This window comes from Streptomyces sp. NPDC093094 (assembly GCF_044754345.1).
Classification (GTDB): domain Bacteria; phylum Actinomycetota; class Actinomycetes; order Streptomycetales; family Streptomycetaceae; genus Streptomyces.
In genome coordinates, this window is the sequence record NZ_JBIVOX010000017.1 from 14,528 (window position 1) to 39,566 (window position 25,039).

At 71.8% G+C, this 25,039-nt stretch carries 27 protein-coding genes; 18 read left to right on the forward strand and 9 right to left on the reverse strand.

Going from position 1 to position 25,039, the window contains the following annotated elements; translation table 11 throughout:
- The coding region (locus ACIQGV_RS30070) for an ABC transporter ATP-binding protein (RefSeq protein ID WP_402499864.1) at window positions 1-896 on the reverse strand (896 nt) is incomplete at its 3' end.
- Between the two features lie 213 nt (window positions 897-1,109).
- Between ACIQGV_RS30070 and ACIQGV_RS30075 the strand changes: the two genes are divergently transcribed.
- The 16 genes from ACIQGV_RS30075 to ACIQGV_RS30150 all read left to right on the forward strand — a co-directional run bounded on the left by ACIQGV_RS30075 (window position 1,110) and on the right by ACIQGV_RS30150 (window position 13,660).
- A complete protein-coding gene (locus tag ACIQGV_RS30075; RefSeq protein ID WP_402499866.1) occupies window positions 1,110-1,844 on the forward strand; it encodes a helix-turn-helix transcriptional regulator in 735 nt (244 codons plus the stop codon).
- The gene (gene sufB, locus ACIQGV_RS30080; protein WP_402499868.1) at window positions 1,841-3,262 is read left to right on the forward strand and encodes a Fe-S cluster assembly protein SufB; all 1,422 of its coding nucleotides are present in this window, start codon (window positions 1,841-1,843) and stop codon (window positions 3,260-3,262) included. Before ACIQGV_RS30075 ends, sufB begins: the two co-directional genes overlap by 4 nt.
- 60 nt (window positions 3,263-3,322) lie before the next feature.
- Window positions 3,323-4,507 carry a Fe-S cluster assembly protein SufD gene (sufD, locus tag ACIQGV_RS30085; RefSeq protein WP_402499870.1) on the forward strand — a complete coding sequence of 395 codons (1,185 nt, stop codon included), beginning with the start codon at window positions 3,323-3,325 and terminating at the stop codon, window positions 4,505-4,507.
- On the forward strand, window positions 4,504-4,821 hold the full coding sequence (locus tag ACIQGV_RS30090; protein WP_402499872.1) for a non-heme iron oxygenase ferredoxin subunit: 318 nt from the start codon (window positions 4,504-4,506) through the stop codon (window positions 4,819-4,821). Before sufD ends, ACIQGV_RS30090 begins: the two co-directional genes overlap by 4 nt.
- Window positions 4,822-4,828: 7 nt before the next feature.
- A complete protein-coding gene (gene sufC, locus ACIQGV_RS30095; RefSeq protein WP_402499875.1) occupies window positions 4,829-5,593 on the forward strand; it encodes a Fe-S cluster assembly ATPase SufC in 765 nt (254 codons plus the stop codon).
- On the forward strand, window positions 5,590-6,846 hold the full coding sequence (locus ACIQGV_RS30100; RefSeq protein WP_402499877.1) for a cysteine desulfurase: 1,257 nt from the start codon (window positions 5,590-5,592) through the stop codon (window positions 6,844-6,846). The genes sufC and ACIQGV_RS30100 overlap by 4 nt, the downstream gene beginning before the upstream one ends.
- A gap of 16 nt (window positions 6,847-6,862) precedes the next feature.
- Window positions 6,863-7,330: a Fe-S cluster assembly sulfur transfer protein SufU gene (gene sufU / locus ACIQGV_RS30105; RefSeq protein ID WP_402499879.1), complete on the forward strand. Its 468-nt coding sequence runs from the start codon at window positions 6,863-6,865 to the stop codon at window positions 7,328-7,330.
- Complete coding sequence (locus ACIQGV_RS30110) at window positions 7,327-7,659, forward strand: metal-sulfur cluster assembly factor (protein WP_402499880.1); 333 nt, start codon at window positions 7,327-7,329, stop codon at window positions 7,657-7,659. Before sufU ends, ACIQGV_RS30110 begins: the two co-directional genes overlap by 4 nt.
- 97 nt (window positions 7,660-7,756) lie before the next feature.
- Entirely contained in the window at window positions 7,757-8,077 is a 321-nt protein-coding gene (locus ACIQGV_RS30115; RefSeq protein ID WP_402499882.1) for a DMT family transporter, read from the forward strand.
- On the forward strand, window positions 8,077-8,619 hold the full coding sequence (locus ACIQGV_RS30120) for a TetR/AcrR family transcriptional regulator (protein ID WP_402499885.1): 543 nt from the start codon (window positions 8,077-8,079) through the stop codon (window positions 8,617-8,619). Before ACIQGV_RS30115 ends, ACIQGV_RS30120 begins: the two co-directional genes overlap by 1 nt.
- A 67-nt stretch (window positions 8,620-8,686) precedes the next feature.
- Window positions 8,687-9,277 carry an RNA polymerase sigma factor gene (locus ACIQGV_RS30125; protein ID WP_402499888.1) on the forward strand — a complete coding sequence of 197 codons (591 nt, stop codon included), beginning with the start codon at window positions 8,687-8,689 and terminating at the stop codon, window positions 9,275-9,277.
- A gap of 1 nt (window position 9,278) precedes the next feature.
- Window positions 9,279-10,190 carry a CU044_5270 family protein gene (locus ACIQGV_RS30130; RefSeq protein ID WP_402499891.1) on the forward strand — a complete coding sequence of 304 codons (912 nt, stop codon included), beginning with the start codon at window positions 9,279-9,281 and terminating at the stop codon, window positions 10,188-10,190.
- Between the two features lie 157 nt (window positions 10,191-10,347).
- Window positions 10,348-11,337, forward strand: coding sequence for a 2,3,4,5-tetrahydropyridine-2,6-dicarboxylate N-succinyltransferase (gene dapD, locus ACIQGV_RS30135; RefSeq protein ID WP_402499894.1), 990 nt, complete (start codon window positions 10,348-10,350; stop codon window positions 11,335-11,337).
- A gap of 108 nt (window positions 11,338-11,445) precedes the next feature.
- Window positions 11,446-11,655 (forward strand): hypothetical protein, encoded by a 210-nt coding sequence (locus tag ACIQGV_RS30140; protein ID WP_402499896.1) that lies wholly within the window; start codon window positions 11,446-11,448, stop codon window positions 11,653-11,655.
- Window positions 11,656-11,867: 212 nt separating this feature from the next.
- Window positions 11,868-12,428 carry a SigE family RNA polymerase sigma factor gene (locus ACIQGV_RS30145; RefSeq protein ID WP_402499898.1) on the forward strand — a complete coding sequence of 187 codons (561 nt, stop codon included), beginning with the start codon at window positions 11,868-11,870 and terminating at the stop codon, window positions 12,426-12,428.
- The gene (locus tag ACIQGV_RS30150) at window positions 12,425-13,660 is read left to right on the forward strand and encodes a WD40 repeat domain-containing protein (protein ID WP_402499900.1); all 1,236 of its coding nucleotides are present in this window, start codon (window positions 12,425-12,427) and stop codon (window positions 13,658-13,660) included. The genes ACIQGV_RS30145 and ACIQGV_RS30150 overlap by 4 nt, the downstream gene beginning before the upstream one ends.
- On the opposite strand, the gene dapA is transcribed toward ACIQGV_RS30150, so the two are convergent.
- Both dapA and ACIQGV_RS30160 read right to left on the reverse strand, forming a co-directional pair.
- On the reverse strand, window positions 13,661-14,575 hold the full coding sequence (gene dapA / locus ACIQGV_RS30155) for a 4-hydroxy-tetrahydrodipicolinate synthase (protein WP_402499902.1): 915 nt from the start codon (window positions 14,573-14,575) through the stop codon (window positions 13,661-13,663).
- A gap of 93 nt (window positions 14,576-14,668) precedes the next feature.
- On the reverse strand, window positions 14,669-16,498 hold the full coding sequence (locus ACIQGV_RS30160; protein ID WP_402499904.1) for an endonuclease/exonuclease/phosphatase family protein: 1,830 nt from the start codon (window positions 16,496-16,498) through the stop codon (window positions 14,669-14,671).
- Between the two features lie 256 nt (window positions 16,499-16,754).
- Between ACIQGV_RS30160 and ACIQGV_RS30165 the strand changes: the two genes are divergently transcribed.
- Complete coding sequence (locus ACIQGV_RS30165) at window positions 16,755-18,188, forward strand: hypothetical protein (RefSeq protein WP_402499906.1); 1,434 nt, start codon at window positions 16,755-16,757, stop codon at window positions 18,186-18,188.
- A 369-nt stretch (window positions 18,189-18,557) separates the two neighbouring features.
- A complete protein-coding gene (locus ACIQGV_RS30170; RefSeq protein ID WP_402499908.1) occupies window positions 18,558-19,196 on the forward strand; it encodes a TetR/AcrR family transcriptional regulator in 639 nt (212 codons plus the stop codon).
- A 63-nt stretch (window positions 19,197-19,259) separates the two neighbouring features.
- Here the strand turns inward: ACIQGV_RS30170 and ACIQGV_RS30175 are convergent, their stop codons facing one another.
- From ACIQGV_RS30175 to ACIQGV_RS30200, 6 genes are all read right to left on the reverse strand, one after another.
- Window positions 19,260-20,468 (reverse strand): TerD family protein, encoded by a 1,209-nt coding sequence (locus ACIQGV_RS30175; protein WP_402500183.1) that lies wholly within the window; start codon window positions 20,466-20,468, stop codon window positions 19,260-19,262.
- Between the two features lie 64 nt (window positions 20,469-20,532).
- The gene (locus ACIQGV_RS30180; RefSeq protein ID WP_402499911.1) at window positions 20,533-20,751 is read right to left on the reverse strand and encodes a hypothetical protein; all 219 of its coding nucleotides are present in this window, start codon (window positions 20,749-20,751) and stop codon (window positions 20,533-20,535) included.
- 148 nt (window positions 20,752-20,899) lie between these two features.
- Window positions 20,900-21,889 (reverse strand): zinc-dependent alcohol dehydrogenase family protein, encoded by a 990-nt coding sequence (locus tag ACIQGV_RS30185; RefSeq protein ID WP_402499914.1) that lies wholly within the window; start codon window positions 21,887-21,889, stop codon window positions 20,900-20,902.
- Window positions 21,886-22,710, reverse strand: a complete 825-nt coding sequence (locus ACIQGV_RS30190; protein ID WP_402499917.1) for a carbohydrate ABC transporter permease — start codon at window positions 22,708-22,710, stop codon at window positions 21,886-21,888. Before ACIQGV_RS30190 ends, ACIQGV_RS30185 begins: the two co-directional genes overlap by 4 nt.
- Entirely contained in the window at window positions 22,707-23,645 is a 939-nt protein-coding gene (locus ACIQGV_RS30195; protein ID WP_402499920.1) for a carbohydrate ABC transporter permease, read from the reverse strand. Before ACIQGV_RS30195 ends, ACIQGV_RS30190 begins: the two co-directional genes overlap by 4 nt.
- Window positions 23,642-25,015: an ABC transporter substrate-binding protein gene (locus tag ACIQGV_RS30200; protein ID WP_402499923.1), complete on the reverse strand. Its 1,374-nt coding sequence runs from the start codon at window positions 25,013-25,015 to the stop codon at window positions 23,642-23,644. Before ACIQGV_RS30200 ends, ACIQGV_RS30195 begins: the two co-directional genes overlap by 4 nt.
- Window positions 25,016-25,039: the final 24 nt, after the last annotated feature.

Sequence of the window (25,039 nt, forward strand, 5' to 3'; positions counted from 1 at the left end):
TCCAGAAAGACGTCCTCCAGCGTGTGCCGCTCCACCGAGATGCGGTCCGGCATCACTCCGTGCTGGGCGCACCAGGAGGTGACCGTGGCCAGCAGCTGGGGGTCGATCTTGCCGGTGATCCGGTAGGAGCCCGGAGTCAGCTCCGCGGCGGCGCTGTCCGCGGGGAGCGCCTTGAGCAGCGAGCCCACGTCGAGGCCCGGGCGGCCGGTGAAGCGCAGGGTGTTCTCGGCGCCGCCGCGGCACAGCTCCTCGGGGGTGCCCTGGGCTATGACCCGGCCCCCGTCGATGATCGCGACGTCGTCGGCGAGCTGCTCGGCCTCGTCCATGTGGTGCGTGGTGAGGATCACCGAGACGCCGTCGGCGCGCAGGTCGCGGACCAGGTCCCAGGTGGCGCGGCGGGCCTGCGGGTCGAGGCCCGCGGTCGGCTCGTCGAGGAACACCAGCTCGGGGCGTCCCACCACGGCCATCGCCAGCGCGAGCCGCTGCTGCTGGCCGCCCGACAGGCGCCGGTAGGAGGTGCGGCCGCAGGAGCCGAGTCCGAGCCGCTCGACCAGCGCGTCCACGTCCAGCGGGTGCGCGTGCAGCCGGGCGATGTGGCGCAGCATCTCCTCGGCGCGGGCGCCGGAGTAGACACCGCCCGACTGGAGCATCACGCCGATCCGGGGGCGCAGCTCGTCGGCCTGCCGCACCGGGTCGAGGCCCAGGACGCGGACGGTGCCGGAGTCCGCTCTGCGGTACCCCTCGCACGTCTCGACCGTGGTGGTCTTGCCGGCGCCGTTGGGGCCGAGTACGGCGGTGACTCCGGGACGGGCCACCAGATCGAGGCCGTCCACCGCGGTCGTGTCGCCGTACCGCTTCACCAGGGCCTGGACCTGGAGGACGGGATCGGTTCGCATGACTGAAGAGTCTAGGTTTCGCGAGCAGGGGCCCGGGACGGCGGGTGGTCGGACGGCAACAGTCCTGGTCGGAGGCGCCTTCCTGTTTTCGTTTTTGATCGATCAAAGATCGTTTCCGCAGGTCAGATTAGGTATGCCTAAGTGATGTAGGGCACCGTCGGGGCGTCCGGGCCGCGCTTGCCCAGCTCTGAGGAATTACGCAACAATGGCGTTGTGAAAAACGTCGGCGAGGCTCGGGAGACCCCCACGGGGGCCCCTCATGAGGAGCTCGCGACCGGAGAGCGTTCGACACGCAACCGCGTCGCGCGGTCCATCCTGGACCACGGCCCGTCGACCGTCGCCGACCTCGCCTCCCGGCTGGGCCTGACCCAGGCGGCCGTCCGCCGCCACCTCGACGCGCTGGTCGCCGACGACGTCGTCGAGGCCCGGGAGCAGCGGGTCTACGGCACACGCACCCGCGGCCGCCCCGCCAAGGTCTTCGCGCTCACCGACTGCGGCCGTGACGCCTTCGACCAGTCGTACGACAAGCTCGCCGCGGACGCCCTGCGCTGGATCGCCGACCAGGAGGGCGGTGGCGAGGCCGTCGCCGCCTTCGCCCGCGCCCGGATCGCCGCGCAGGCCGCCGCGTACCGTGAGGCCGTCGCCGGTGCGGCCCCCGACCAGCGCGCCGAAGCCCTGGCCAAGGCCCTGTCGGCCGACGGGTACGCTGCTACGGCGCGGAGCGCCCCCGTCGGTGAGCAGCTGTGCCAGCACCACTGCCCGGTCGCCCATGTCGCGGAGCAGTTCCCCCAGCTGTGCGAGGCGGAGACGGAGTTCTTCGCCGAGCTGCTCGGGACCCATGTCCAGCGGCTTGCGACCATCGCCCACGGCGACGGCGTGTGCACGACGTTCATCCCCAAGATTTCCCACAACGCATCTGCAAGCACGGCCGGGAGGAACCCCGCATGACTCTGCCCACGGAGACTGCCCACCCTGAGCTGGAAGGTCTGGGCAAGTACGAGTACGGCTGGGCCGACTCCGACGAGGCCGGTGCCGCGGCGAAGCGCGGCCTGAGCGAGGCCGTCGTCCGCGACATCTCGGACAAGAAGTCCGAGCCGGAGTGGATGACGAAGCTGCGTCTCAAGGGGCTGAGGCTCTTCGAGAAGAAGCCCATGCCGAACTGGGGCTCGGACCTGTCGGGCATCGACTTCGACAACATCAAGTACTTCGTGCGCTCGACGGAGAAGCAGGCGGAGTCCTGGGAGGACCTGCCCGAGGACATCAAGAACACCTACGACAAGCTGGGCATCCCGGAGGCGGAGAAGCAGCGTCTCGTCGCCGGTGTCGCCGCCCAGTACGAGTCGGAGGTCGTCTACCACCAGATCCGCGAGGACCTGGAGGAGCAGGGCGTCATCTTCCTCGACACCGACACCGCGCTGAAGGAGCACCCGGAGCTCTTCAAGGAGTACTTCGGCACCGTCATCCCGGTCGGTGACAACAAGTTCGCCGCGCTGAACACGGCCGTGTGGTCGGGCGGCTCCTTCATCTACGTGCCGAAGGGCGTGCACGTCGAGATCCCGCTCCAGGCGTACTTCCGTATCAACACGGAGAACATGGGCCAGTTCGAGCGGACCCTGATCATCGTCGACGAGGGTGCCTACGTGCACTACGTCGAGGGCTGCACCGCCCCGATCTACAAGTCGGACTCGCTGCACTCCGCGGTCGTCGAGATCATCGTCAAGAAGAACGCCCGCTGCCGCTACACGACCATCCAGAACTGGTCGAACAACGTCTACAACCTGGTCACCAAGCGTGCCGTCGCCTACGAGGGCGCGACCATGGAGTGGGTCGACGGCAACATCGGCTCCAAGGTGACGATGAAGTACCCGGCCGTCTACCTGATGGGCGAGCACGCCAAGGGCGAGACCCTGTCCATCGCCTTCGCGGGCGAGGGCCAGCACCAGGACGCCGGCGCGAAGATGGTCCACATGGCGCCGAACACGTCGTCCAACATCGTCTCGAAGTCCGTGGCGCGCGGCGGCGGCCGCACCTCCTACCGCGGTCTGATCGAGATCGGCGAGGGCGCCCCCGGCTCCAAGTCCAACGTGCTCTGCGACGCGCTGCTCGTCGACACCATCTCCCGGTCGGACACCTACCCGTACGTCGACGTCCGCGAGGACGACGTCTCCATGGGCCACGAGGCGACCGTCTCCAAGGTCTCCGAGGACCAGCTCTTCTACCTGATGAGCCGCGGCCTGTCCGAGGACGAGGCCATGGCCATGATCGTGCGCGGCTTCGTCGAGCCGATCGCCAAGGAGCTGCCCATGGAGTACGCCCTGGAGCTCAACCGGCTGATCGAGCTGCAGATGGAAGGCGCGGTCGGCTGATCACCGGCAGCGATCTCCATCAGGCCCCTAACGCAACGGAAAGCGAGCACTACGACAGCCATGGCTGAGGCTCAGAACATCCCGGTCGGTTCCACGACCGCCGGCTCGATCGCGGTCGCCGCCGAGTCGACCGTCGTCTCGCGCATGAGCGCGCCCCCGTCCTTCGACGTGGCGGACTTCCCGGTCCCGCACGGCCGCGAGGAGGAGTGGCGGTTCACCCCGCTGGAGCGGCTGCGCGGTCTGCACGACGGAACCGCCGTCGCGACCGGTGAGGGCGTGAAGGTCGAGGTCCAGGCTCCCGAGGGCGTCACCGTCGAGACCGTCGGCCGCGACGACGCGCGCATCGGCAGGGCGGGCACCCCGGTGGACCGTGTCGCCGCGCAGGCGTACTCCGCCTTCGAGAAGGCCGCGGTCGTCACCGTCCCCAAGGAGACCGTCCTCACCGAGCCGATCCGCATCGCCGTGCACGGCGAGGGCGGCACCGCCTTCGGCCACCAGGTGATCGAGCTGGGCGCGTTCGCCGAGGCCGTCGTCGTCATCGACCACACCGGTGACGCCGTGCTCTCCGCCAACGTCGACTACATCCTGGGCGACGGCGCCAAGCTGACCGTCGTCTCCGTCCAGGACTGGGACGACAAGGCCGTGCACATGGCCCAGCACAACGCGCTGATCGGCCGCGACGCCTCCTTCAAGTCGGTCGTCGTCACCTTCGGCGGCGACGTGGTCCGGCTGCACCCGCGCGTGACGTACGCCGGTCCCGGCGGCGAGGCCGAGCTGTTCGGCCTGTACTTCACCGACGCCGGCCAGCACCAGGAGCACCGTCTGCTGGTCACGCACAACGTGCCGCACTGCACGTCGAACGTGGTCTACAAGGGCGCGCTCCAGGGCGAGCAGGCGCACGCCGTGTGGATCGGCGACGTGCTCATCGAGGCCGCGGCCGAGGGCACGGACACCTACGAGATGAACCGCAACCTGGTGCTGACCGACGGCGCCCGCGTCGACTCGGTGCCCAACCTGGAGATCGAGACCGGCGAGATCGTGGGCGCCGGCCACGCCTCCGCCACCGGCCGCTTCGACGACGAGCAGCTCTTCTACCTGATGGCCCGAGGCATCCCGGAGCACGAGGCCCGCCGCCTGGTGGTCCGCGGCTTCTTCGCCGAGCTGGTCCAGCAGATCGGTGTCGACGACATCGAGGAGCGCCTGCTCGCCAAGATCGAAGAAGAGCTGGAGGCGTCGGTCGCATGACCTTCGTACGCGCCTGTGCGCTGAGCGAGCTGGAGGAGGACACCCCGAAACGGGTGGAACTCGACGGCACGCCGGTGTCCGTCGTCCGCACCGAGGGCGAGGTGTTCGCGATCCACGACATCTGCTCGCACGCGAACGTCTCCCTGTCGGAGGGCGAGGTGGAGGACTGCCAGATCGAGTGCTGGCTGCACGGCTCGGCGTTCGACCTCCGCACCGGCAAGCCGTCCGGCCTTCCCGCGACGCGCCCCGTCCCCGTATATCCCGTAAAGATCGAAGGGGACGACGTGCTCGTCTCCCTCAACCAGGAGTCCTGAGGCACCCATGGCAACGCTTGAAATCCGAGACCTGCGCGTCACCGTCGAGGCCGACAACGCCACGAAGGAGATCCTCAAGGGCGTCGACCTCACCGTGAAGCAGGGCGAGACGCACGCCATCATGGGCCCCAACGGCTCCGGCAAGTCCACCCTCGCGTACTCGCTCGCGGGTCACCCGAAGTACACCGTCACGGGCGGCACCGTGCTGCTCGACGGCGAGGACGTCCTGGAGATGTCCGTCGACGAGCGCGCCCGCGCGGGTGTCTTCCTGGCGATGCAGTACCCGGTCGAGGTCCCCGGCGTCTCGGTCTCCAACTTCCTGCGCACCTCCGCCACCGCCATCCGCGGCGAGGCCCCCAAGCTGCGCACCTGGGTGAAGGAGGTCAAGGAGGCCATGGAGCGCCTCAACATGGACCCCTCCTTCGCCGAGCGCAACGTCAACGAGGGCTTCTCCGGCGGTGAGAAGAAGCGCCACGAGATCCTTCAGCTGGAGCTGCTCAAGCCGAAGATCGCGGTTCTCGACGAGACCGACTCCGGTCTGGACGTCGACGCGCTGCGCATCGTCTCCGAGGGCGTCAACCGCGTCCGTGAGACCGGCGAGGTCGGCACCCTGCTCATCACGCACTACACGCGCATCCTGCGCTACATCAAGCCCGACCACGTGCATGTGTTCGCGGGCGGCAAGATCGTCGAGTCCGGTGGTCCGGAGCTCGCCGACAAGCTCGAGGCCGAGGGCTACGAGGCATACACGAAGGGTGGCGCATCCGAGTGACACAGCTGCCGGGCCTCCTCGACGTCGAGGCGATCCGCAAGGACTTCCCCGTCCTGGACCGACAGGTCCACGACGGCAAGAAGCTCGTGTACCTGGACAACGCGGCGACCTCGCAGAAGCCGCGCCAGGTGCTTGACGCCCTGAGCGAGTACTACGAGCGCTACAACGCCAACGTCCACCGCGGTGTGCATGTGCTCGCCGAGGAGGCCACGGCGCTGTACGAGGGCGCGCGTGACAAGGTCGCCGAGTTCATCAACGCGCCGAGCCGCGACGAGGTCATCTTCACCAAGAACGCCTCCGAGTCGCTCAACCTCGTGGCGAACATGCTGGGCTGGGCCGACGAGCCCTACCGCGTGGACCGCGAGACCGAGATCGTCATCACGGAGATGGAGCACCACTCCAACATCGTGCCGTGGCAGCTGCTGGCGCAGCGCACGGGCGCGAAGCTGAAGTGGTTCGGTCTCACGGACGACGGCCGTCTCGACCTGTCCAACATCGACGAGATCATCACCGAGAAGACGAAGATCGTCTCCTTCGTGCTGGTCTCCAACATCCTGGGCACGGTCAACCCGGTCGAGGCCATAGTCCGCCGCGCCCAGGAGGTCGGTGCGCTGGTGTGCATCGACGCCTCCCAGGCCGCGCCGCACATGCCGCTGGACGTCCAGGCCCTCCAGGCCGACTTCGTGGCCTTCACCGGCCACAAGATGTGCGGCCCGACCGGCATCGGCGTCCTGTGGGGCCGCCAGGAGCTCCTGGAGGACCTGCCCCCGTTCCTGGGCGGCGGCGAGATGATCGAGACCGTCTCGATGCACTCCTCCACGTACGCCCCGGCGCCCCACAAGTTCGAGGCGGGCACCCCGCCGATCGCGCAGGCGGTCGGTCTGGGCGCGGCGATCGACTACCTCGGCTCGATCGGCATGGACCGGATCCTCGCCCATGAGCACGCGCTGACCGAGTACGCGGTCCAGCGGCTCCAGGAGGTCCCCGACCTGCGGATCATCGGCCCCACCACGGCCGAGGACCGGGGCGCGGCGATCTCCTTCACGCTCGGCGACATCCACCCGCACGACGTGGGCCAGGTCCTCGACGAGCAGGGCATCGCGGTCCGGGTCGGCCACCACTGCGCCCGCCCCGTGTGCCTGCGGTACGGAATTCCCGCGACCACACGAGCGTCGTTCTATCTGTACTCCTCGCCCGCCGAGATCGACGCGTTGGTCGAGGGGCTGGAGCACGTACGGAACTTCTTCGGCTGACGGGACGAGCGATCGCATGAAGCTGGACTCGATGTACCAGGACGTCATCCTGGACCACTACAAGCACCCGCACGGGCGTGGTCTGAGGGACGGCGACGCCGAGGTGCACCATGTGAACCCCACGTGCGGCGACGAGATCACGCTCCGCGTGAAGTACGCCGGCACGAAGATCGAGGACGTCTCCTACGAGGGCCAGGGCTGCTCCATCAGCCAGGCGTCGGCCTCGGTGCTCAACGACCTGCTCGTGGGCAAGGACGTCTCCGAGGCGCAGCGGATCCAGGAGACCTTCCTGGAGCTGATGCAGTCCAAGGGGAAGATCGAGCCCGACGACGCAATGGAGGAGGTGCTGGAGGACGCGGTCGCGTTCGCCGGTGTCTCCAAGTACCCGGCCCGGGTCAAGTGCGCCCTCCTGAGCTGGATGGCATGGAAGGACGCGACGGCCCAGGCCCTGGGCGGAGCCGACGCGGAAAGGAAGACGGCATGAGCGAGACCGTTGAGACGAAGCCGGCCTCCGAGGACGAGATCCGCGAGGCCCTGTACGACGTCGTCGACCCCGAACTGGGCATCGACGTCGTCAACCTCGGCCTGATCTACGGCATCCACATCGACGACGCGAACATCGCGACGATCGACATGACGCTGACCTCGGCGGCCTGCCCGCTGACGGACGTCATCGAGGACCAGGCGAAGTCCGCCACGGACGGGCTGGTCAACGAGCTGCGCATCAACTGGGTGTGGATGCCGCCGTGGGGCCCGGACAAGATCACGGACGACGGCCGCGACCAGCTGCGCGCGCTCGGCTTCAACGTCTGAGACGCCCTGCCGGAGCATCCGGCGAAGGGGCGGCACCCGTCACGGGTGCCGCCCCTTCGGCATGTCCGCGCCAGATCCGTTGTGTACGCTCGTACACATGGGGTACCTCCTGCTCGCCGGGGCCATCGCCGCCGAGGTCGCCGCCACGACCGCCATGAAGTACACCGACGGGTTCACCCGGCTGCTGCCCTCCGTGCTCACCGTGCTGGGCTACGTCGTGTCCTTCGCCCTGCTCGCGCAGACGCTGAGGACCGTCGCGATCGGCAACGCCTACGCCATATGGTCCGGCGTGGGCACCGCCGCGATCGCCGCCATCGGCGTGCTCTTCCTGGGGGAGGGGATGAACGCCGCGAAGGCCGCCGGGATCGCGCTGATCATCATCGGGGTCGTGGTGCTCAGCACGGGCGGCGCCCACTGATGCCCCGGCGCCACGACCCGGGCCGCCGGGAGCGGATCGTCGACGCGGCGATCCGGGTCGTGGCGGAGCGCGGCATCGCGGGCCTGAGCCACCGCACCGTCGCGGCCGAGGCGGACGTGCCGCTCGGCTCCACGACCTACCACTTCGCCACCCTCGACGAGCTGCTGACCGCCGCCCTGCGCCGCACCGGGGAGGGCTTCACCGCGCTGGTCGCCGGGCACGGCGGACTCGACGCCCCGGGCACCGACCTCGCCGCCCGGCTCGCCGCGCTGATGCGGGACTGGCTCGCCGGGGACCGCACCGGGGTGGAGCTGGAGTACGAGCTCTACCTCGCGGCGCTGCGCAGGCCCGCGCTGCGGCCGGTCGCGGCGGAGTGGGCGCAAGGACTCGGCGAGCTGCTCGCCGCGCACACCGACCCGGTCACGGCACGCGCCCTGGTGGCCCTGATGGACGGCATCTGTCTCCAGGTGCTGCTCACGGACGTGCCCTACGACGAGGAGTACGCGCGCCGGATGCTGTCGAGGGTCCTGCGCGGGGCGTGAACCCCTCAGGGGGCTTCGGGGAACAGCGGGTGACATGCTCACCAAGACCTTGTTCCCTGGAGGACACGTGACCGGACCGCCGGAGCCGTCCGAGGACGGCGACCTCGTGGCCCAGTCCCTGGAGGAGCCGGAGCTGTTCGCCCGGCTCTACGACCGGTACGCGCCCGACATCCACCGCTACGCGGCCCGCCGGCTGGGCGCGGGCGCGGCGGACGACATCACCGCGGAGACGTTCCTGGTCGCCTTCCGCATCCGGGGCCGCTACGACACCGGCCGCGCCCATGCCCGGCCCTGGCTGTACGGCATCGCCGCCAACCTCATCGGCAAGCAGCGCCGCGCCGAGGTGCGGGGCCTGCGGGCGCTGGCCCGCACCGGGCACGACCCGGTCGCGGAGTCCTGGTCGGAACGGGCCGACGAACGGATCGCCGCCGGCACCGCGCAGGCGCCGCTGGCCGGGGCCCTGGCCGCGCTGTCGGCCGGCGACCGGCACGTGCTGCTGCTGGTGGCCTGGGCCGACCTCACCTACCCGGAGGTCGCCGAGGCGCTCGGCATCCCCGTCGGGACGGTCCGCTCCCGGCTCAACCGCGCCCGCCGCAAGGTGCGTTCCGCGCTGGGCGCCGATCCCGCGTTCACGCTCGACCCCACGGAGGCGATCTGACATGGACGAGATGACGGCGGTACGCGACCTGCGCTCCGACGCGCCGGCCGCACGGCGGGCCGATCTGGTCGCCGGACGCGAGCGGCTCCTGACGGAGGCACGGCAGGGCAGGCGCGCCCGGAGGCTGCGCGGCGACTGGCGGCTCGCCGCGGCGGGTGCCACCGCGATCACGATGGCCGCGGTGATCGGCACCCAGGTCGTCGGCGGACAGGACGGCATCCGGCCCGGCGGCTCCGCACCGCGCTACACGATCGAACTGGGCAGCGCGAAGGGGCTGCTGAACAGGGCCGCGGACGCGATCGAGGCCCGCCCGGGGACGACCGCGCGCGAGGGGCAGTGGATCTACACGAAGACCGTGGAGACGAATCTGACCGACGACGAGAAGCCTGGCCCGCAGACCGACGAGGACTGGACGCGGTACGCCGACCCGGCCTTCGAGAACGGCAGGCAGGGGGACGACCACTCGCCCCGCGAGCAGTACGAGTTCCTGCGGAGCCTGCCGGACGACCCGGAGAAGGTCCGGGCGAGGGCGGTGCAGTTCTACAGCGCCACCGACCCCTACGAGCTGACGGCCGAGCACGGGTACCGCGCCCTGACGGCGGTCCTGTCCCGCTCCTACCCCTACGACCCCGAGGGCCTCGCCAAGGTCTACCGGGCGCTGGCCGCCGTCCCCGGGGTCCGGGCCGCCGACGTCACCGACGTCACGGGCCGGGACGCCGTCGCCGTCTATCTGCCGGGCAAGCAGCCCTCCGCCGGGCGCGAGGAGATCCTCCTCGACCCGGTCACCTTCCTCTACCGCGGCTACCGGTACGTCTCGGGCGAGGACGAGCAGGAGTGGCAGGAGGGGGCCGCCGTCATCAGCGGGGCGCGCACGGACACGGCGGTGGTGGACAGGAAGGGCGTGCGCCCCTGAGAGCACCCCTGAGACCCGCCCCCGGACCAGCCCCGGGACCCGCCGGTGAGGGTGCCGGGAGGGCCGGGCGGCGGGCCCTTCCGCCGGGGTCGCCCGGCACGTGAGACGGCCGGTGGCCGGTTCGCCCGGGCGGCCCCCGCCACGTTAGGTTTCCCTCATGACCGACACGACTGCTCCTCGTACCACCGGCGCCGTGGCCGCCGGCCTCGCCACGATCGCCGCCGACGGCACCGTCCTCGACACCTGGTTCCCCGCGCCCCGGCTCAGCGCCGAGCCCGGTCCCGCCGGCACCGAGCGCCTGGACGCCCGGCGTGCCGCCGAGCTGCTCGGCGAGCAGGGTGCGGCCGCCCTCGGCACGGACGCCGTCCGGGGCGTGGAGATCGTCGCGGTCCGTACGGTCATCTCCTCGCTGGACGACAAGCCGCTCGACACCCACGACGCCTACCTGCGGCTGCACCTGCTCTCGCACCGCCTGGTGAAGCCGAACGAGCAGAACCTGGACGGCATCTTCGGCCTGCTCGCGAACGTCGCCTGGACCTCGCTCGGCCCGGTCGCCGTGGACGGCCTGGAGACGGTCCGCCTGGCCGCCCGGGCCCGCGGCCTGCACCTCGGCGTCTTCGGCGTGGACAAGTTCCCGCGGATGACGGACTACGTCGCCCCCGCGGGCGTCCGGATCGCCGACGCCGACCGGGTCCGTCTCGGCGCGCACCTCGCCGCCGGTACCACGGTCATGCACGAGGGCTTCGTCAACTTCAACGCCGGCACCCTCGGCACGTCCATGGTCGAGGGCCGTATCTCCCAGGGCGTCGTCGTCGGCGACGGCTCGGACATCGGCGGCGGAGCCTCCACCATGGGCACGCTGTCCGGCGGCGGCAAGGAGCGCGTCCGCATCGGCGAGCGCTCCCTGGTCGGCGCCGAGGCCGGCGTCGGCATCGCGCTCGGCGACGACTGCGTCGTCGAGGCGGGCCTCTACCTCACCGCCGGGACCAAGGTCTCCCTCCCCGACGGCCAGGTCGTCAAGGCCCGTGAGCTCTCCGGTGCCGACAACATCCTCTTCCGCCGCAACTCCGTCACCGGCGCCGTCCAGGCGGTCCCGAACAACGCCGAGTGGGGCGGCCTGAACGACATCCTCCACAGCCACAACTGACCTCGTCCCGAGGGCCCGTGCGCTCGTTCGGGTTGCTCCGCGTGACCTCCGGGGCGGTTCGGCGGATGGCAGAGGTGCCGGATGTTCGTCGAGACGAGGGGCTGAGTGATGGTGGACGCACGGGCGAGGGCGGCGGTGGCCGGGGCCGTGGCGGTGCTGGGATGGCAGGCGGCGGGGACGGCGCAGGCCGACGAGCACCACACCGCCTCGCACAACGGCCACCGGGTGGCCCTGGTCAGCGTCGGGCAGGTGGACGACCCCATGGAGGACGTGCTGGAGCACGTGCTCCTGGTCGGTCCCGGGAAGCTCGGGGGCTGACCAGGGAGGAACCGGTCCGCGGACGGCCCGGGGCCCGTGTCGCGCTCAGGCGCGGCGCGGGCTCCGGGCCGTTCCCGTGCGCCGCGGGAAGCGGTGCCGCAGAGCGGTACGGAAGAAGCCGCGCGGAACCCGCATAGCGGCCGGCCTCCGGACGCGTCACCACCAGTGGGAGGGGCGGACAGCGGGTCCGCCGGCCGACGGGGAAGGTGACGATGGACGCCCAGGCTCAGGAGGAGTTCCGGCGGTTCGTGGCCGGCAGGTCCTCCGCGCTGCTGAGAACCGCGGTCCTGCTCAGCGGCGGCGACCGGCACGCGGGCGAGGACCTGTTGCAGAACGCCCTGATCAAGGCGGCCGGACGGTGGCAGCGGATCGACGAGCCGGAGGCGTACGTCCGGCAGGTCCTGTACCGGCAGCAGATCGGCAGATGGCGGCTGAAGTGGCGGCGGCGCGAGTTCACCGTCGCCGAACCGCCCGACGACGGTGCCGTCCCCGACGGCTCGACCGCGGCCGAGCTGCGGCTCGTGATGCGGGAGGCGCTGGCCCGGCTGACCGCGCGGCAGCGGGCCGTGCTCGTGCTGCGCTACTTCGAGGACCTGCCCGAGGCCGAGGTGGCCCGTCTGCTGGGCTGTTCGGTCGGCACCGTACGGTCCACCGCTCATCGCTCGCTGGCCCGGCTGCGCGACCTCGCGCCCGAACTGGCCGCCCTGCGCGGCACGTCCGGTGCCGCGCCGCGGGCCGCCCGTGACTTCTCACCCGTGGAGGTGCGTCCGTGAACGTCGAGGAACTGGTGCGGGACTCCCTGCGGGAGCTGGCCGGGGAACAGCAGGGCGCGGCGCCGGACCTGGCCGAGCAGGTGCTGCGGGCGCGCGGGCGCCGTCGTGGCCGGCGGATCGCCGCCGCCGTCGCGGCGGGTGCCGCCGTCGTGGCCGTCGCGACGGCCGTGCCGCTGCTCGGACCCGGCGGGGCCGGAGAGCGGAACCGGCATGCGGTCACCACGCCGGACGGGACGAAGGTCAGTGCCCACCCGGATCAGTCGCCCCCGGCCGATCTGATCGCCGCGGGGGACGTCGCGATGGCCGCGTACTACCGCACCGGGTCCGTGCCGGTGCCCGGGGGCCGGTTCGTCCTCCGGCGCACGTACTGGCTCCTCGACCCCACGACCGACCGCTACGAGAAGGACACCCGGTGGTCCTTCGTCGCCGTCGCGCCCGGACTGGAGACCGCCGCCGTGCTGGAACGGCAGCTGCCCGCGCGGCGCGTCGGACTGCTCGACCTGGGCACCGGGAAGGTCGAGCGGTGGATCCCGCTGGAGCGCGGGGCGGGCGGGCTCGCGTACTCCTCCGACGGGACGAAGCTCGTCGCGACGACGTACGGGAACCACCCCGACCCGTACGTCCCGAAGGACACCCCCGGCGACGACGGGAGCTACGTGCTCCCGCCGCGGGACCCGCACCGCACCGGCTTCTACGTCCTCGACGTGGCCTCGGGGAAGGCCGACTGGAGCAGGGTCGCCGCCCGGGGCGACGACTACTTCGGGCAGCGTCAGGACTTCGCCTTCGGCCGGGACGGCCGGTCGGTGTACTGCCAGGTCCTCGGCGGCCGGGACGGGCTCCAGCGGTTCTACGGCCTCGACGGCGACGAGATCGCCGCGCCCGCGGCCGAGCGGCGTCTGCGGGCGGACGTGCCCGCGCGGCTCTCGCCGGACGGGCGGCTCGCCGCGCTCGGGCTGACCAGGGAGGTGGAGCCCGACGAGTCGTACTCCTCCGTCGTGGACCCGCGGACCGGCAAGGAGGTCGCCCAGGTGCGCGGTGCGCAGCTGCTGGCCTGGGTCGACGACCGGCGGCTCATCGCCTGGGAACGGGCGTCGAAGCTCGATGCGCCCTATCTGCCCCGGCTGGTGCTGGTCACGCTCGGCGAGAAGGAGGCCGTACCGCTGAGCGGGGTGCGCGAAGCGGACACGGACCCTTCCCGGCAGGGCTGGGAGCCCGTCCTCGCCCGGCGCTGATCAGGCGGAGGCCGGAGCGGGCGGCGCGGTCGTCAGGCGGTCGTACGCCGCCCGCAGCGCGTCGGCCGCGTCCCGGCCGGCCGGGCGCAGCGGGGCGCGCACCGGGCCCGCGGGCAGGCCGAGCCCGTCGAGCAGGGCCTTCGCGGTGACCGCGCCGGGGAGGCCCGCCGACATCATCAGCTCGATGAGCGCGGTCGCCGCCCGCTGGAGACGGGCCGCGCCCGCGGTGTCGCCCGCGTCGAACGCGTCGAGCACCGCGCGCAGATGACCGGGGATCACATTGGCGACCGTGCTGACGTACCCGGCCCCGCCGATCGCGTACAGGGCGAGGTTGTGCTCGTCGCAGCCCGCGTAGTAGGCCAGTTCCGTGGCGGAGAGGACCTTCTGGGCGGCGAGGAAGTCGTAGGAGCAGTCCTTGACGCCCACGATCCGGGGGTGGCCGGCCAGGCGGATCATGGTGTCCGGCTCGATGCGGGTTCCGGTGCGGCCGGGGATGTCGTAGAGGAGGACGGGCAGACCGGCCGCGTCCGCGATCTCGCGGAAGTGCGCCTCCAGCGCGTCCTGCGGCGGCCTGCTGTAGTACGGCGACACCACCAGCAGCCCGTCGGCGCCCGACTTCTCGGCCGCCAGGGCGAGTTCGACGGTGTGGCGGGTGTCGGAGGTGCCCACACCCGCCACCAGGCTCGCCCGGTCGCCCACGGCCTCCCGCACCGCCCTGATCAGCCCGGCCTTCTCGGCGTCCGACGTGGTCGGCGACTCGCCGGTCGTGCCGGAGAGCACGAGCCCGTCGCAGCCCTCGCCCACCAGCCGGTCGGCGAGCCGCTGCGCCCCGTCGAGGTCGAGCGAGCCCGACGCGGTGAAGGGGGTGATCATCGCGCACAGGGCGCGGCCGAAAGGAGGATGCGTAGCGGTCATGGAGCCAGTCTCGGCCGAGGGACCGTGAAGCTCCACTTAAATCTCCTACGAGATATCGCTAAGTGGAGCTGCACGGTCGGCTCTTCGTGAGACCTACGGGCGGAAGCGCAGCACCTGCGGGTCGTGGTCGCTGATCTGGTCGTTGAACTCCGCGTTGATGTGCACGCTGTCGTAGTCGAGGTCGCAGCCGCGGCGGATGTCGGGGCTGACCAGGATCTGGTCCAGGACCTGGGCGTTGCCCTGGTAGACGTACGAGTAACGCTCGCTGCGCGGCAGCGACTTGATCGCCGACCACAGCGCGCCGTCGGACTCCAGGATCTTCGCGGTGCCGGAGAACTCGAAGTCGTTGATGTCGCCGAGGACGACGACGTCCGCGTTCTTCTGGACGTGGAGGACGTCCTTCACGAACGCGTTCACGGCCGTGGCCTGCGCGTGCCGCTGGATCTCCGAGCTGCGGGCCGGCGGCTGGTACTGCGAGGTCAGACCCTGGTCGCCGCCCTTGGAGTTGAAGTGGTTGGCGACCACGAAGACCGTGCGGCCCCGGAAGACGAACTCGCCGGCCAGCGGCTTGCGGCTGTTGTTCCAGGCCGCGTTCGCCGGGTCGACACGGCCCGGGGAGACGGTCAGGGCGGCCTTGCCGCGCACCTTGGTGACCCCGACGGCGGTGGTGGCGTCGCCGCCCGCGCGGTCGGTGAAGGACACCCGCTCGGGGTTGAACAGGAACACCTGGCGGATGTTGCCGCCGGGCTCACCGCCGTCGGCGAGGTCCACCGGGTCGACCGAGCGCCAGTCGTAGGCCGGGCCGCCCGCCGCGACGATCGCGTCGATCAGCTTGCGGACCGTCTGGTCGGCGGCGACCGTCCCGTCGTTCGTCGCGCCGTTGTTGTCCTGGATCTCCTCCAGGGACACGATGTCGGGCGACTGGAGGTTGTCCACGATCGCGGCGGCGTGCGCGGCGAAGGTGCTGTCGGACGGGTCGAGGTTCTCGACGTTGTACGTCGCCACCGCCAGCTCGCCGCGCTGCTGCCTGCGCGTGGTCTCGCGCTCCGGACCGGCGCTCTCCAGCGTGCCTATCTCGCTCGCGACGAGGGTGTAGCCGCCGAACTGGTTGTAGTCCAGCGGGCCGGCGGTGGTGCCGGCGAGGGTGTCGCCGACGTTCGCGGCGGGGAAGTCGGCGGGCTTGCCGAGCGACTGGACCTGGATCCGGCCGGTGTTCTGGGAGGCGTAGGAGCCGTAGACCGTGCCGCCGCGGCGGTTGTCGTGCTCGTCCGGCTTCACCGTGACCCACAGCTCGGTGTACGGGTCGGTGGCGCCGACCACGCGGGCGTCGCCGACCCGGACGTTCATGCCCTCCAGGGACTCGTACAGGTCCAGGGCGTACGCCGACGGGCGCAGCGGCAGCGCGTTGACCGAGCCGCCCGCGGCCGGGTCGCCCTCCGGGGCGTACGCGTCCGGCACCGAGTCCTCGTCCAGCGTGACGGCGGCCGGGACCGCGTTGCCGCCGGAGAGCACGGTGAAGACCGGCTTGGTGATCTCGGTCACCGCCTGGTTGCCGGAGGCGGTGCCGCCGGGGACGAACTCGGAGACCGTGCCCGAGACCTTCACCTCGTCACCCACCGCCACACCCTTCGGGGCGGAGCCGGTGAAGACGAACACGCCCTCGCTGGTGGCCGGGTCGGCGTCGGCCTGCGGGTCCTGGATCCAGAAGCCCCGCGAGGAGCCGTAGGTCCGCACGCCGGTGACGACGCCGGTCACATCGGTGACCTGCTTGCCCGCGTACGGGGAGATGCGGGTGGTGCCCTGGATGTCGTGCACGCGTACGGCGTCGGCGTGCGCGGGCGAGGTCAGGACGACCGTGGACGCCGCGGAGCACACGGCGGCGACGGTGAGCGCGGCGAGGCGCGCGGAAGACTTGCTCGGCAAGGGATCCCTCCGGGGACGTTTTCGTGAAGCGCCGGGACGAGGGTGGGTCGATGGCTGGACCATGACGCGCGCGGCGTCGGTGTACAGGTGTTCCCCCCATTTCTACGCGCGTCAATTTCCTGCCTGGCGGCGCCAGTTGTCAAGGTTTCGGCCATGTACGTCACCTGACGGAGAGATGAACCGGGCGGCATGGGGCGAAATCCGTCTAGGCTGAGCTGCGTTCACAGCGACCAGGCGCCCTAGGAGAACCAGGCCCATGTCAGACAGCTCCCCCCTGCCCCCGGCGCGGCTCGCGTCCGAAGCGGAGCTGGCGCGCGACGCGCTGTCCACCCCGGTGCTGTCCCGGGCCGCCCGTCTCGCCCGCTGGGCCGGCCCCGCCACCCGGGTCGACGCGGGCGGCGGACTGGTCGACGAACAGCTCGCCGAGGCCGCCGGGGTGCTCGGCCTGAGCGGCGACGACGCCGCCGCGCATGCCAGCGAGGCGTGGCGGGTCGCCGTCGACACCGGGCTCGTCGAGGTCGCCGACGAGGAGACCGGCACCGTCACCGGGGGCGCCGACCTCGCGCTGCTCACCTCGGGCTCCCCGCACGATGTGCTCGGTGTGTGGCAGGACGCCCTGGAGACGCTGCTCGCCGACGCGAGCGTGCCCGATCTCGACGACCTGGTCGACGCGCTCGACGAGGGCGGCACCATCGACTTCTCCCGGCTCGACTGGGACCCGCAGGCCGAGGCCGATTTCCTCGACCGTGTGCTCGCCAACCTCTACCTGCTCAGCGTCAGCGAGGAGGGACCCGGCGACGCGCCCGTGCCGCTGCCCGCGCTCGCCGCGTCCGCGATCGTGCCCGGCGACGTGGGCGAACCGACCAACGACATGCTGGAGCAGGTCTCCGACGCGATGATGCGCCTCGACGACCAGTTCCGGACACTGGAGCCGGTCGGGCTCGTGGAGTACCACCCGGTCGACGAGGCGCTGATGGCCGACCCCGACGACCCCGACGTCCCCGCCGGGCCCGTCGACGACACCGACGTCTCCCGCTACGGCATGGTGCGGCTGACCCCGCTCGGCCTGTACGGGCTGCGCGCCCGGCTGCTCGACGCCGGGCACACCGCACCCGCCGTGGGCGAATTCGGCGACAAGGGCGCGGACACGCTGCTGGACGGCACCGCCGCGTTCGGGCCGCGTGCCGCGCAGGCCGAGACCGAGCAGTGGCTGGCCCGCCGTGATCCGCAGGACGCCGCCCGTGAGCTGCTCGGCGCCGCGCGGGGCACCGACCCGGGCGGGCCGCTGCGCCGACTGCGCTGTCAGCAGGCCCTGTCCCTGGTCGGCGCGGTGGCGGAGCCCGCGCTGCGCGAGGTGCTGGACGACGCCGAACTGGGCGGCCTGGCCCGGGTGTGGCTGGCCGAGCGCGGCGCGACGGACGTGCCGCCGCCGCCCGAGGCGATGGTGTACTGGCTGACCGTCGACACCCTGGCCGCGCAGCTCGCCGCCGAGGGCAACTCCGAGGAGCTGCAGGCTCTCGTGGAGGGGCTGGCCGCCCAGCACAGCGGGTTCTTCGCGGCGGCCTGGCGCGTCGACCACCCCGCCACGGCGGACGTGCTGGAGGCGATGGGCCGCCTCCACCCGGACAAGAAGGTCGCCAAGGAGGCGCGCAAGGCGGCTTTCAAGGCCCGTTCCCAGCAGGGGAACTGACCGGCCGCCGACGACTCGCCCGGACCGCGTCCGCCCTCGTGCGGCGAGGGGCCGGGGAACGCCTTCGGGGACGTGCGGATCCGGCCCGTTCTTGATCGGCTGAAATGTTCGCAGCCGTGGCCCCCGCCGGTGCGTCTTCCTCGGAAAGGTCGGAAACGACAGCGAATTCGGGGGAATTCATCATGGCCCGTTCCGTACATGCAGTCTGTTGCCTCACCCGTCCCACCTGCCCCACCCGTCCCGGTCTGCCGGGCGCGGTGGAGGACACCAGGTGGCCCGCGCGGAGGTGAGCCCCGGTCGGCCGGGGTCGTCCGCGGCCGGCCGCGGATAGGATGCGGAGACGGTCCCCGGTCCGTGAGGAGCAGCCGAATGTCGCAGGTGGGAGCGGGGGGACGGCCGGCCGGCCCCACCGGCCCGGAGGGCGCCGCCGTCAGGCCGAGACGGGCGGACGCCCGCCGCAACCATCAGCGGCTGCTGGAGGTGGCGGCCGCCGTGTTCGCCGAGCGCGGCGAGGGCGCGTCGCTGGACGAGATCGCCAAGCGGGCCGGTGTGGGGTCGGGGACGCTGTACCGGCACTTCCCGACCCGTCAGGCCCTGCTGGAGGCCGCGTACGTCGACCGGATCGAGGCGCTCGCGGCCCGGGCCGACGAGATCGCCGGCCGGCTGCCGCCGGGCGAGGCGCTGACGGAGTGGATGCGGGAACTCGGCCTCGGCACGATCCGTATCCGCGGTCTGCGGGCCCTGCTCGGCGCGGCCGCCGCGCAGGGCGGCTCCTTCGCGGACACCGTCTGCGGCAGCACACTGCGGGACGCGGCCCGGCGGCTGGCCGAGGCGGCGTGGCGGGAGGGGACCCTGCGTCCGGACGTGGACGCCCAGGACCTGCTGCGGCTGGCCCACGGGCTGGCCACGGCCTCCGGCCTCGCCGAGGACGGGGAACAGTACGTCGGCCGCTACGTGGACCTGCTCATGGAAGGGCTGCGGCCCCGGGGGCGGGCCGCACGGGGATGAACGGGCGCGGCGGAGGGACGAGCGCGCCGGGGCGCCCCGGACGGGGCGCCCCGCGCCCGTCCGTCACAGTGCCTGTGCGGCCGGCTTGACCATGTTGCGGACCGTGCGCGCCTTCACGAAGTCGCCCATGGCCGTCATCTCCCACTCGCCGGAGAACTGGCGGATCAGCTTGGCCATCATCACGCCGGTCTGGGGCTCGGCGCCGGTGAGGTCGAAGCGGACGAGTTCCTCGCCGGTCGAGGCGTCCAGCAGACGGCAGTACGCCTTGGCGACCTCGGTGAACTTCTGACCGGAGAAGGAGTTCACGGTGAAGACCAGGCCGGTGACCTCCTGGGGAAGCCGGCCCAGGTCGACGGTGATCACCTCGTCGTCACCGCCGCCCTCGCCGGTGAGGTTGTCGCCGGAGTGGCGGATCGCGCCGCCCACGATGGTCAGCTTGCCGAAGTAGCAGCTGTCGATGTGGTTGCGCTGGGGGCCGTAGGCGATCACCGACGCGTCCAGGTCGATGTCCTTGCCGCGGAAGGCCGGCTCCCAGCCGAGGCCCATCTTGACCTGGGACAGCAGCGGCCGGCCGCCCTTGACCAGGGACACGGTCTGGTTCTTCTGGAGGCTGACCCGGCCCTTGTCCAGGTTGATCTTGCCGGTGCCGGCGGCGGGCGGGGCCGCCGGGGGAGCGGGGGGAGCGGGAGGAGCCGCGGGCGCGTTCAGCGGGGGCGGCGGGGCGGCCGGGGGCTGCGTCACGGGTGCCGGGGGAGCGACGGGCTGGGCGGGGGCGGCGGGTTCCTCCACGGAGACGCCGAAGTCGGTGGCGATCCCGGCCAGCCCGTCGGCGTACCCCTGGCCGACCGCGCGGGCCTTCCAGACGCCGCCGCGCAGATAGATCTCGACGATCACCAGCGCCGTCTCGGCGCCGAGCTGCGGGGGTGTGAAGGTGGCCAGGACGCTGTTGTCGTCCGCGTTGCGCAGGGTCGCCGTCGGCTCGATGCCCTGGAAGGTCTGGCCGGCCGCGTCGGGGCTCGCGGTGACGACGATCTTCTCGATGCCCGGAGGCAGGGCGGCGGTGTCGACGGTGATGGCGTCGGGGGCGGCACCGCCGCCGGAGCGGTAGGCCACGCCGGGGCCGGTGGGCTGGTTGTAGAAGATGAAGTCGTCGTCGGAGCGCACCTTGCCGTCGGCGGTGAGCAGCAGGCCCGAGACGTCCAGCCGCACCGGGGCGGTGACGTCCACCGTCACACGGGCGGCGGTGAGCGGGATGTTCGAGCCGGGGGTCATAGCTGTCATGCCTCGTGAACGAGCGAGGGGGTTTTACCGTTCCCTTACCTGACCGCCGATCGGGTCAGCGGCGGTTGCGGGGGTGGTCGCGGGCGGTGCGCTCGTTGCCGCGCCGGTAGTTCCCGGTCCAGCGGGCCATGACGAGCTGCGGGTCGGCGGCGACCTCGTCGAGGAAGCGGGCCGCCCGGGAGCCGCGCAGGGTGGTGGCGGGGCGACCGTGGTGGGTGATCACGACGGTGCCGTCGGAGTGGGCCTCGTAGGCGAAGTCTCGGGGAGCCGGCATGGGCGGGATGCTACGGCGGCGGGGGCGGCGGGGCGCACCGGTTTTTCCGCCCCACCGCCCCCACCGCCCCGCCGCCACGGTCACGGCTCTCCCGGGCTCACGGCTTCCCCGGGCTCAGGGCTCTCCCGGGTTCATGGCTTCCCCGGGCTCACGGCACCACCACGATCTTGCGGCCCACCCCCGACGCGAACTGCGCCAGGGCCTCGGGGTAGCGGCTCAGCGGGATGCGGTCGCTGATGAAGACGTCCGGGTCCAGGACGCCGTTCGCGAAGAGTTCCGCGGCGCGTTCGAAGCTGTGCAGAACGGCCATGGAGCCGGTGACGGTGATCTCCTGGTTGTAGATGCGGTACGGGTCGATCGTGACGCGGGTCGCGTAGTCGGCGACGCCGAACTGGAGGAACGTGCCGGCCTTGGCGACCCGGCCGAGGCCGTCCTGGATCGCCGCCGCGTTGCCCGTCGCGTCGATGACGAGGTCCCAGCCCTGCGGCCGGTCCAGCTCGTCGGCGTCCGCCGCGCAGGCCGAGACGCCGAGGCGGCGGGCCGTCTCCAGGCGGGCCGGGTTGACGTCCACCACGTCCACGCCGGCCGCGCCGGTGCGCTTGGCGAGTTCCAGCATCATCAGGCCCATCGTCCCGGAGCCGTAGACGAGGACGTGGGCACCGAGGCGGGAGCGCAGCACGTCGTAGCCGCGCACCGCGCAGGACAGGGGCTCGACCAGGGCCGCGTCCTGGGTGCGGACGTGCTCGGGCAGCAGGACGCAGTTCGCCACGGGGGCGACGGCGTAGCGGGCCGCGCCGCCCGGCACGGTCACCCCGATCGCCGCCCAGCGCTCGCAGAGGTTGTTGTGGCCGGTACGGCAGTAGCGGCACTCGTGGCAGTACAGGGAGGGGTCGACCGCGACCCGGTCGCCCGCCGACAGCTCCGTGACGGCGGTGCCGACCGCGACCACCTCGCCCGCGAACTCGTGGCCCGGCACGATCGGCAGCTCCGGCGCGAACTCGCCCCGCAGGATGTGCAGGTCCGTGCCGCACAGCCCGCACGCGGCGACCTCCACGACGACCTCGCGCGGGCCGGGCGTCGGGTCGGGGACCTCGGCGACGACGGCCTTGCCCACGGACTCGATGACGGCGGCCTTCATTTAACGGCTCCCAACGACAGGCCCTGGACCAGCTTGTCCTGGGCGGCGAACCCCGCGGCGAGCACCGGCAGGGAGACGACGAGCGACGCGGCGCACACCTTGGCCAGGAACAGGCCCTGGCTGGTGATGAAGCCGGTCAGGAAGACGGGGGCGGTCCCGGCCACCACGCCGGTCAGCACCCGGGCGAACAGCAGCTCGTTCCAGCTGAAGATGAAGCAGATCAGCGCCGTCGCGGCGATCCCGGGCAGGGCGATGGGGGCGACGACCCGGGTGAGGACCGTCGGCAGCCGTGCCCCGTCCACCCGGGCCGCCTCGATCACGGCCGGCGGCACCTCGGAGAGGAAGGACTGCATCATCCACACCGCGATCGGCAGGTTCATGGAGGTGTAGAGCACGACGAGCAGCCAGATGTTGTCCAGCAGCCCCGTGTCGCGTGCGAACAGGTAGACCGGCAGCAGCCCCGCCACCACCGGCAGCATCTTGGTGGAGAGGAAGAAGAACAGCACGTCCGTCCATCTGCGGACCGGGCGGACGGACAGGGCGTAGGCCGCCGGGAGCGCCAGCACCAGGACGAGCAGGGTCGACGCCAGCGACGCCACCGTGGAGTTGACCAGCGACGGCCAGGGGCTCGCGCCGCCGCCGGAGCCGAAGAACTCCCGGTAGCCGTCCAGGGTGAGCGCCGCCGAGAAGGACGGCGGATTCGTCGCCGCGTCCTGCTCGGAGTGCAGGGACGTCAGCGCCATCCAGGCGATGGGCAGGAAGAACACGATGCCGGCCAGCCAGGCCATCAGGCCCAGGCCGTTTCTGCGCAGGACGCTCACGCCCGGGACACCTCCTCGCGGAACAGGGACGACACCACGCGCAGCGCGAGGGTCGCGATGACGATCGAGCCGATGACCACCAGGACGCCCGCGGCCGAGGCGAGGCCGTTCTCGTGGGCCTGGTAGAAGCTCTGGTAGACGGTGTAGGGGAGGTTCGCCGTGCCCAGGCCGCCGGACGTGAGGGTGAAGACCGCGTCGAAGTTCTGGACGATGTAGATCGACCCCAGCAGGGCGCCGAGTTCGAGGTAGCGGCGCAGATGCGGGAGCGTGAGATGGCGGAAGATCTGCCAGCCGCTCGCCCCGTCCACCCGGGCCGCCTCGATCTGCTGCTGGTCGCGGCTCTGCAGGCCCGCCAGCAGGATCAGCATCATGAACGGCGTCCACTGCCACACCAGGGCCGCCTCCACCGCGAGCAGCGGGGTGTTGGAGATCCAGTCCGGCTGGGGCCCGCCGACGTGGTGCAACAAGCCGTTGAACAGGCCGTACTCGGGGTTGTAGAGCACGTGCTTCCACAGCAGGGCCGCCGCCACGGGCACCACGAGGAACGGGGCGATCAGCAGGGTGCGGACCACGGAGCGGCCGCGGAAGCGGCGGTCCAGCAGCAGCGCCAGGAGCAGTCCGAGGACCAGGCTCGCCAGCACCACGGCCGCGGTGAGCAGGACCGTCGTCCACACCGAGCGGCGCAGAGCGGGATCGGTGAGGACCTCGGAGTAGTTGGCGAGGCCGGTGAAGCGGCGGGCGTCGGGGTAGAGCGCGTTCCAGTCGAAGAACGAGATCACCAGCGTCGCCACGAACGGCAGCTGGGTGACCGCGATCATGAAGACCAGGGCGGGCAGCAGCGGGGCCCGGGTCGCCCAGGCGTGCAGACGGGTCGTGGAGCGGCCGGGCGCGCGGACGGTCGCGGTGGCCGGCGGGGCCGTGGTGGTCGCGGTCATCGTCCCTCGTACTCCTCGGAGATCTTCTCGGCGAGCGCCTGCGACGTCTTCAGGGCCGACTCGACGGACTGGCGTCCGGCGATGGCCGCGCTGATCTCCTGGGAGACCTTGGTGCCGAGGTCCGTGAACTCGGGGATGCCGACGAACTGGATGCCGGGCGCGGGGCGAGGCTGCACTCCGGGGTCGTCGGGGCGGGCGCCCTCGATGGCCCGCCGGGTCATCTCCTGGAAGGCGGCGGCCTCGGCGCGGTAGCCGGCGTAGCCGTAGGTGGAGGCGCGCTTGCCCGCGGGCACGTCGGACCAGCCGGCCTCGTCGCCGACGAGCTGCTCGTACTGCTTGCCGGACGCCCACGACACGAACTTCCATGCCTTGCCGGGGTTGCGGGAGGCATCCTGGATGCCCCAGGCCCAGGTGTAGAGCCAGCCGGAGGACTCGGTCCGCTCGACGGGGGCGGGGGCGTAGTCCACCTTGCCCCTGACGGGGGAGCCGGCCGCCTCCAGCAGACCGGCCGCGGAGGTGGCGTCGTACCACATGGCGACCTTGCCCTGGGTCATGTTGTTCAGGCACTCGGCGAAGCCGGACTGGGCGGCGCCGGACTCGCCGTGCTCACGCACCAGATCGACATAGAACCTGGTCGCCTCCAGCCACTGCGGGGAGTCCAGGCGGGCCTTCCAGTCCTTGTCGAACCAGGTGCCGCCGAAGGTGTTCACGACCGTGGTGAGCGGGGCCATGACCTCGCCCCAGCCGGGCAGTCCGCGCAGGCAGATGCCCTTCATCCCGGGTTCGGCGCCGTCCACCCGGGCGGCGAGGTCCGCCACCTGCCGCCAGGTGGGGCGGGCGGGCATGGTCAGGCCCTTCTTCTCGAAGACGTCCTTGCGGTACATCAGGAAGGACGACTCGCCGTAGAAGGGCTGGCCGTAGAGCCTGCCGTCGTCGCCGGTGAGGGACCGGCGCATCGGTTCGAGGACGTCCTGCTCGTCATAGGCCGGGTCGCCGGCGACGTAGGAGTCCATCTCCTTGAGCCAGCCGTTGCGGGCGTAGATCGGTATCTCGTAGTTGGACAGCGTCGCCACGTCGTACTGGCCGGCCTGGTTGGCGAAGTCCTGGCTGATCTTGTCGCGGACGTCGTTCTCGGGCAGGACGGTGAAGTTGACCTGGATGCCGGTCTCTTCGGTGAAGTGGGCGGCGGTGAGCTTCTGCAGCTCCACCATCTGCGGGTTGTTGACCATCAGGACGTTGATGGCGTCGCCGCCGGACCCGGACCCGCCCGCCCCGACCCAGCAGCCGGAGAGCAGCGGGGCGAGCAGCGTCCCTGCGGCGGCCGCGGCGAGCATGGCTCGCGGTGGCCGTCGTCGGCTCTGGGTTCGCATGGATCGCTCCTGAACATATAGGGA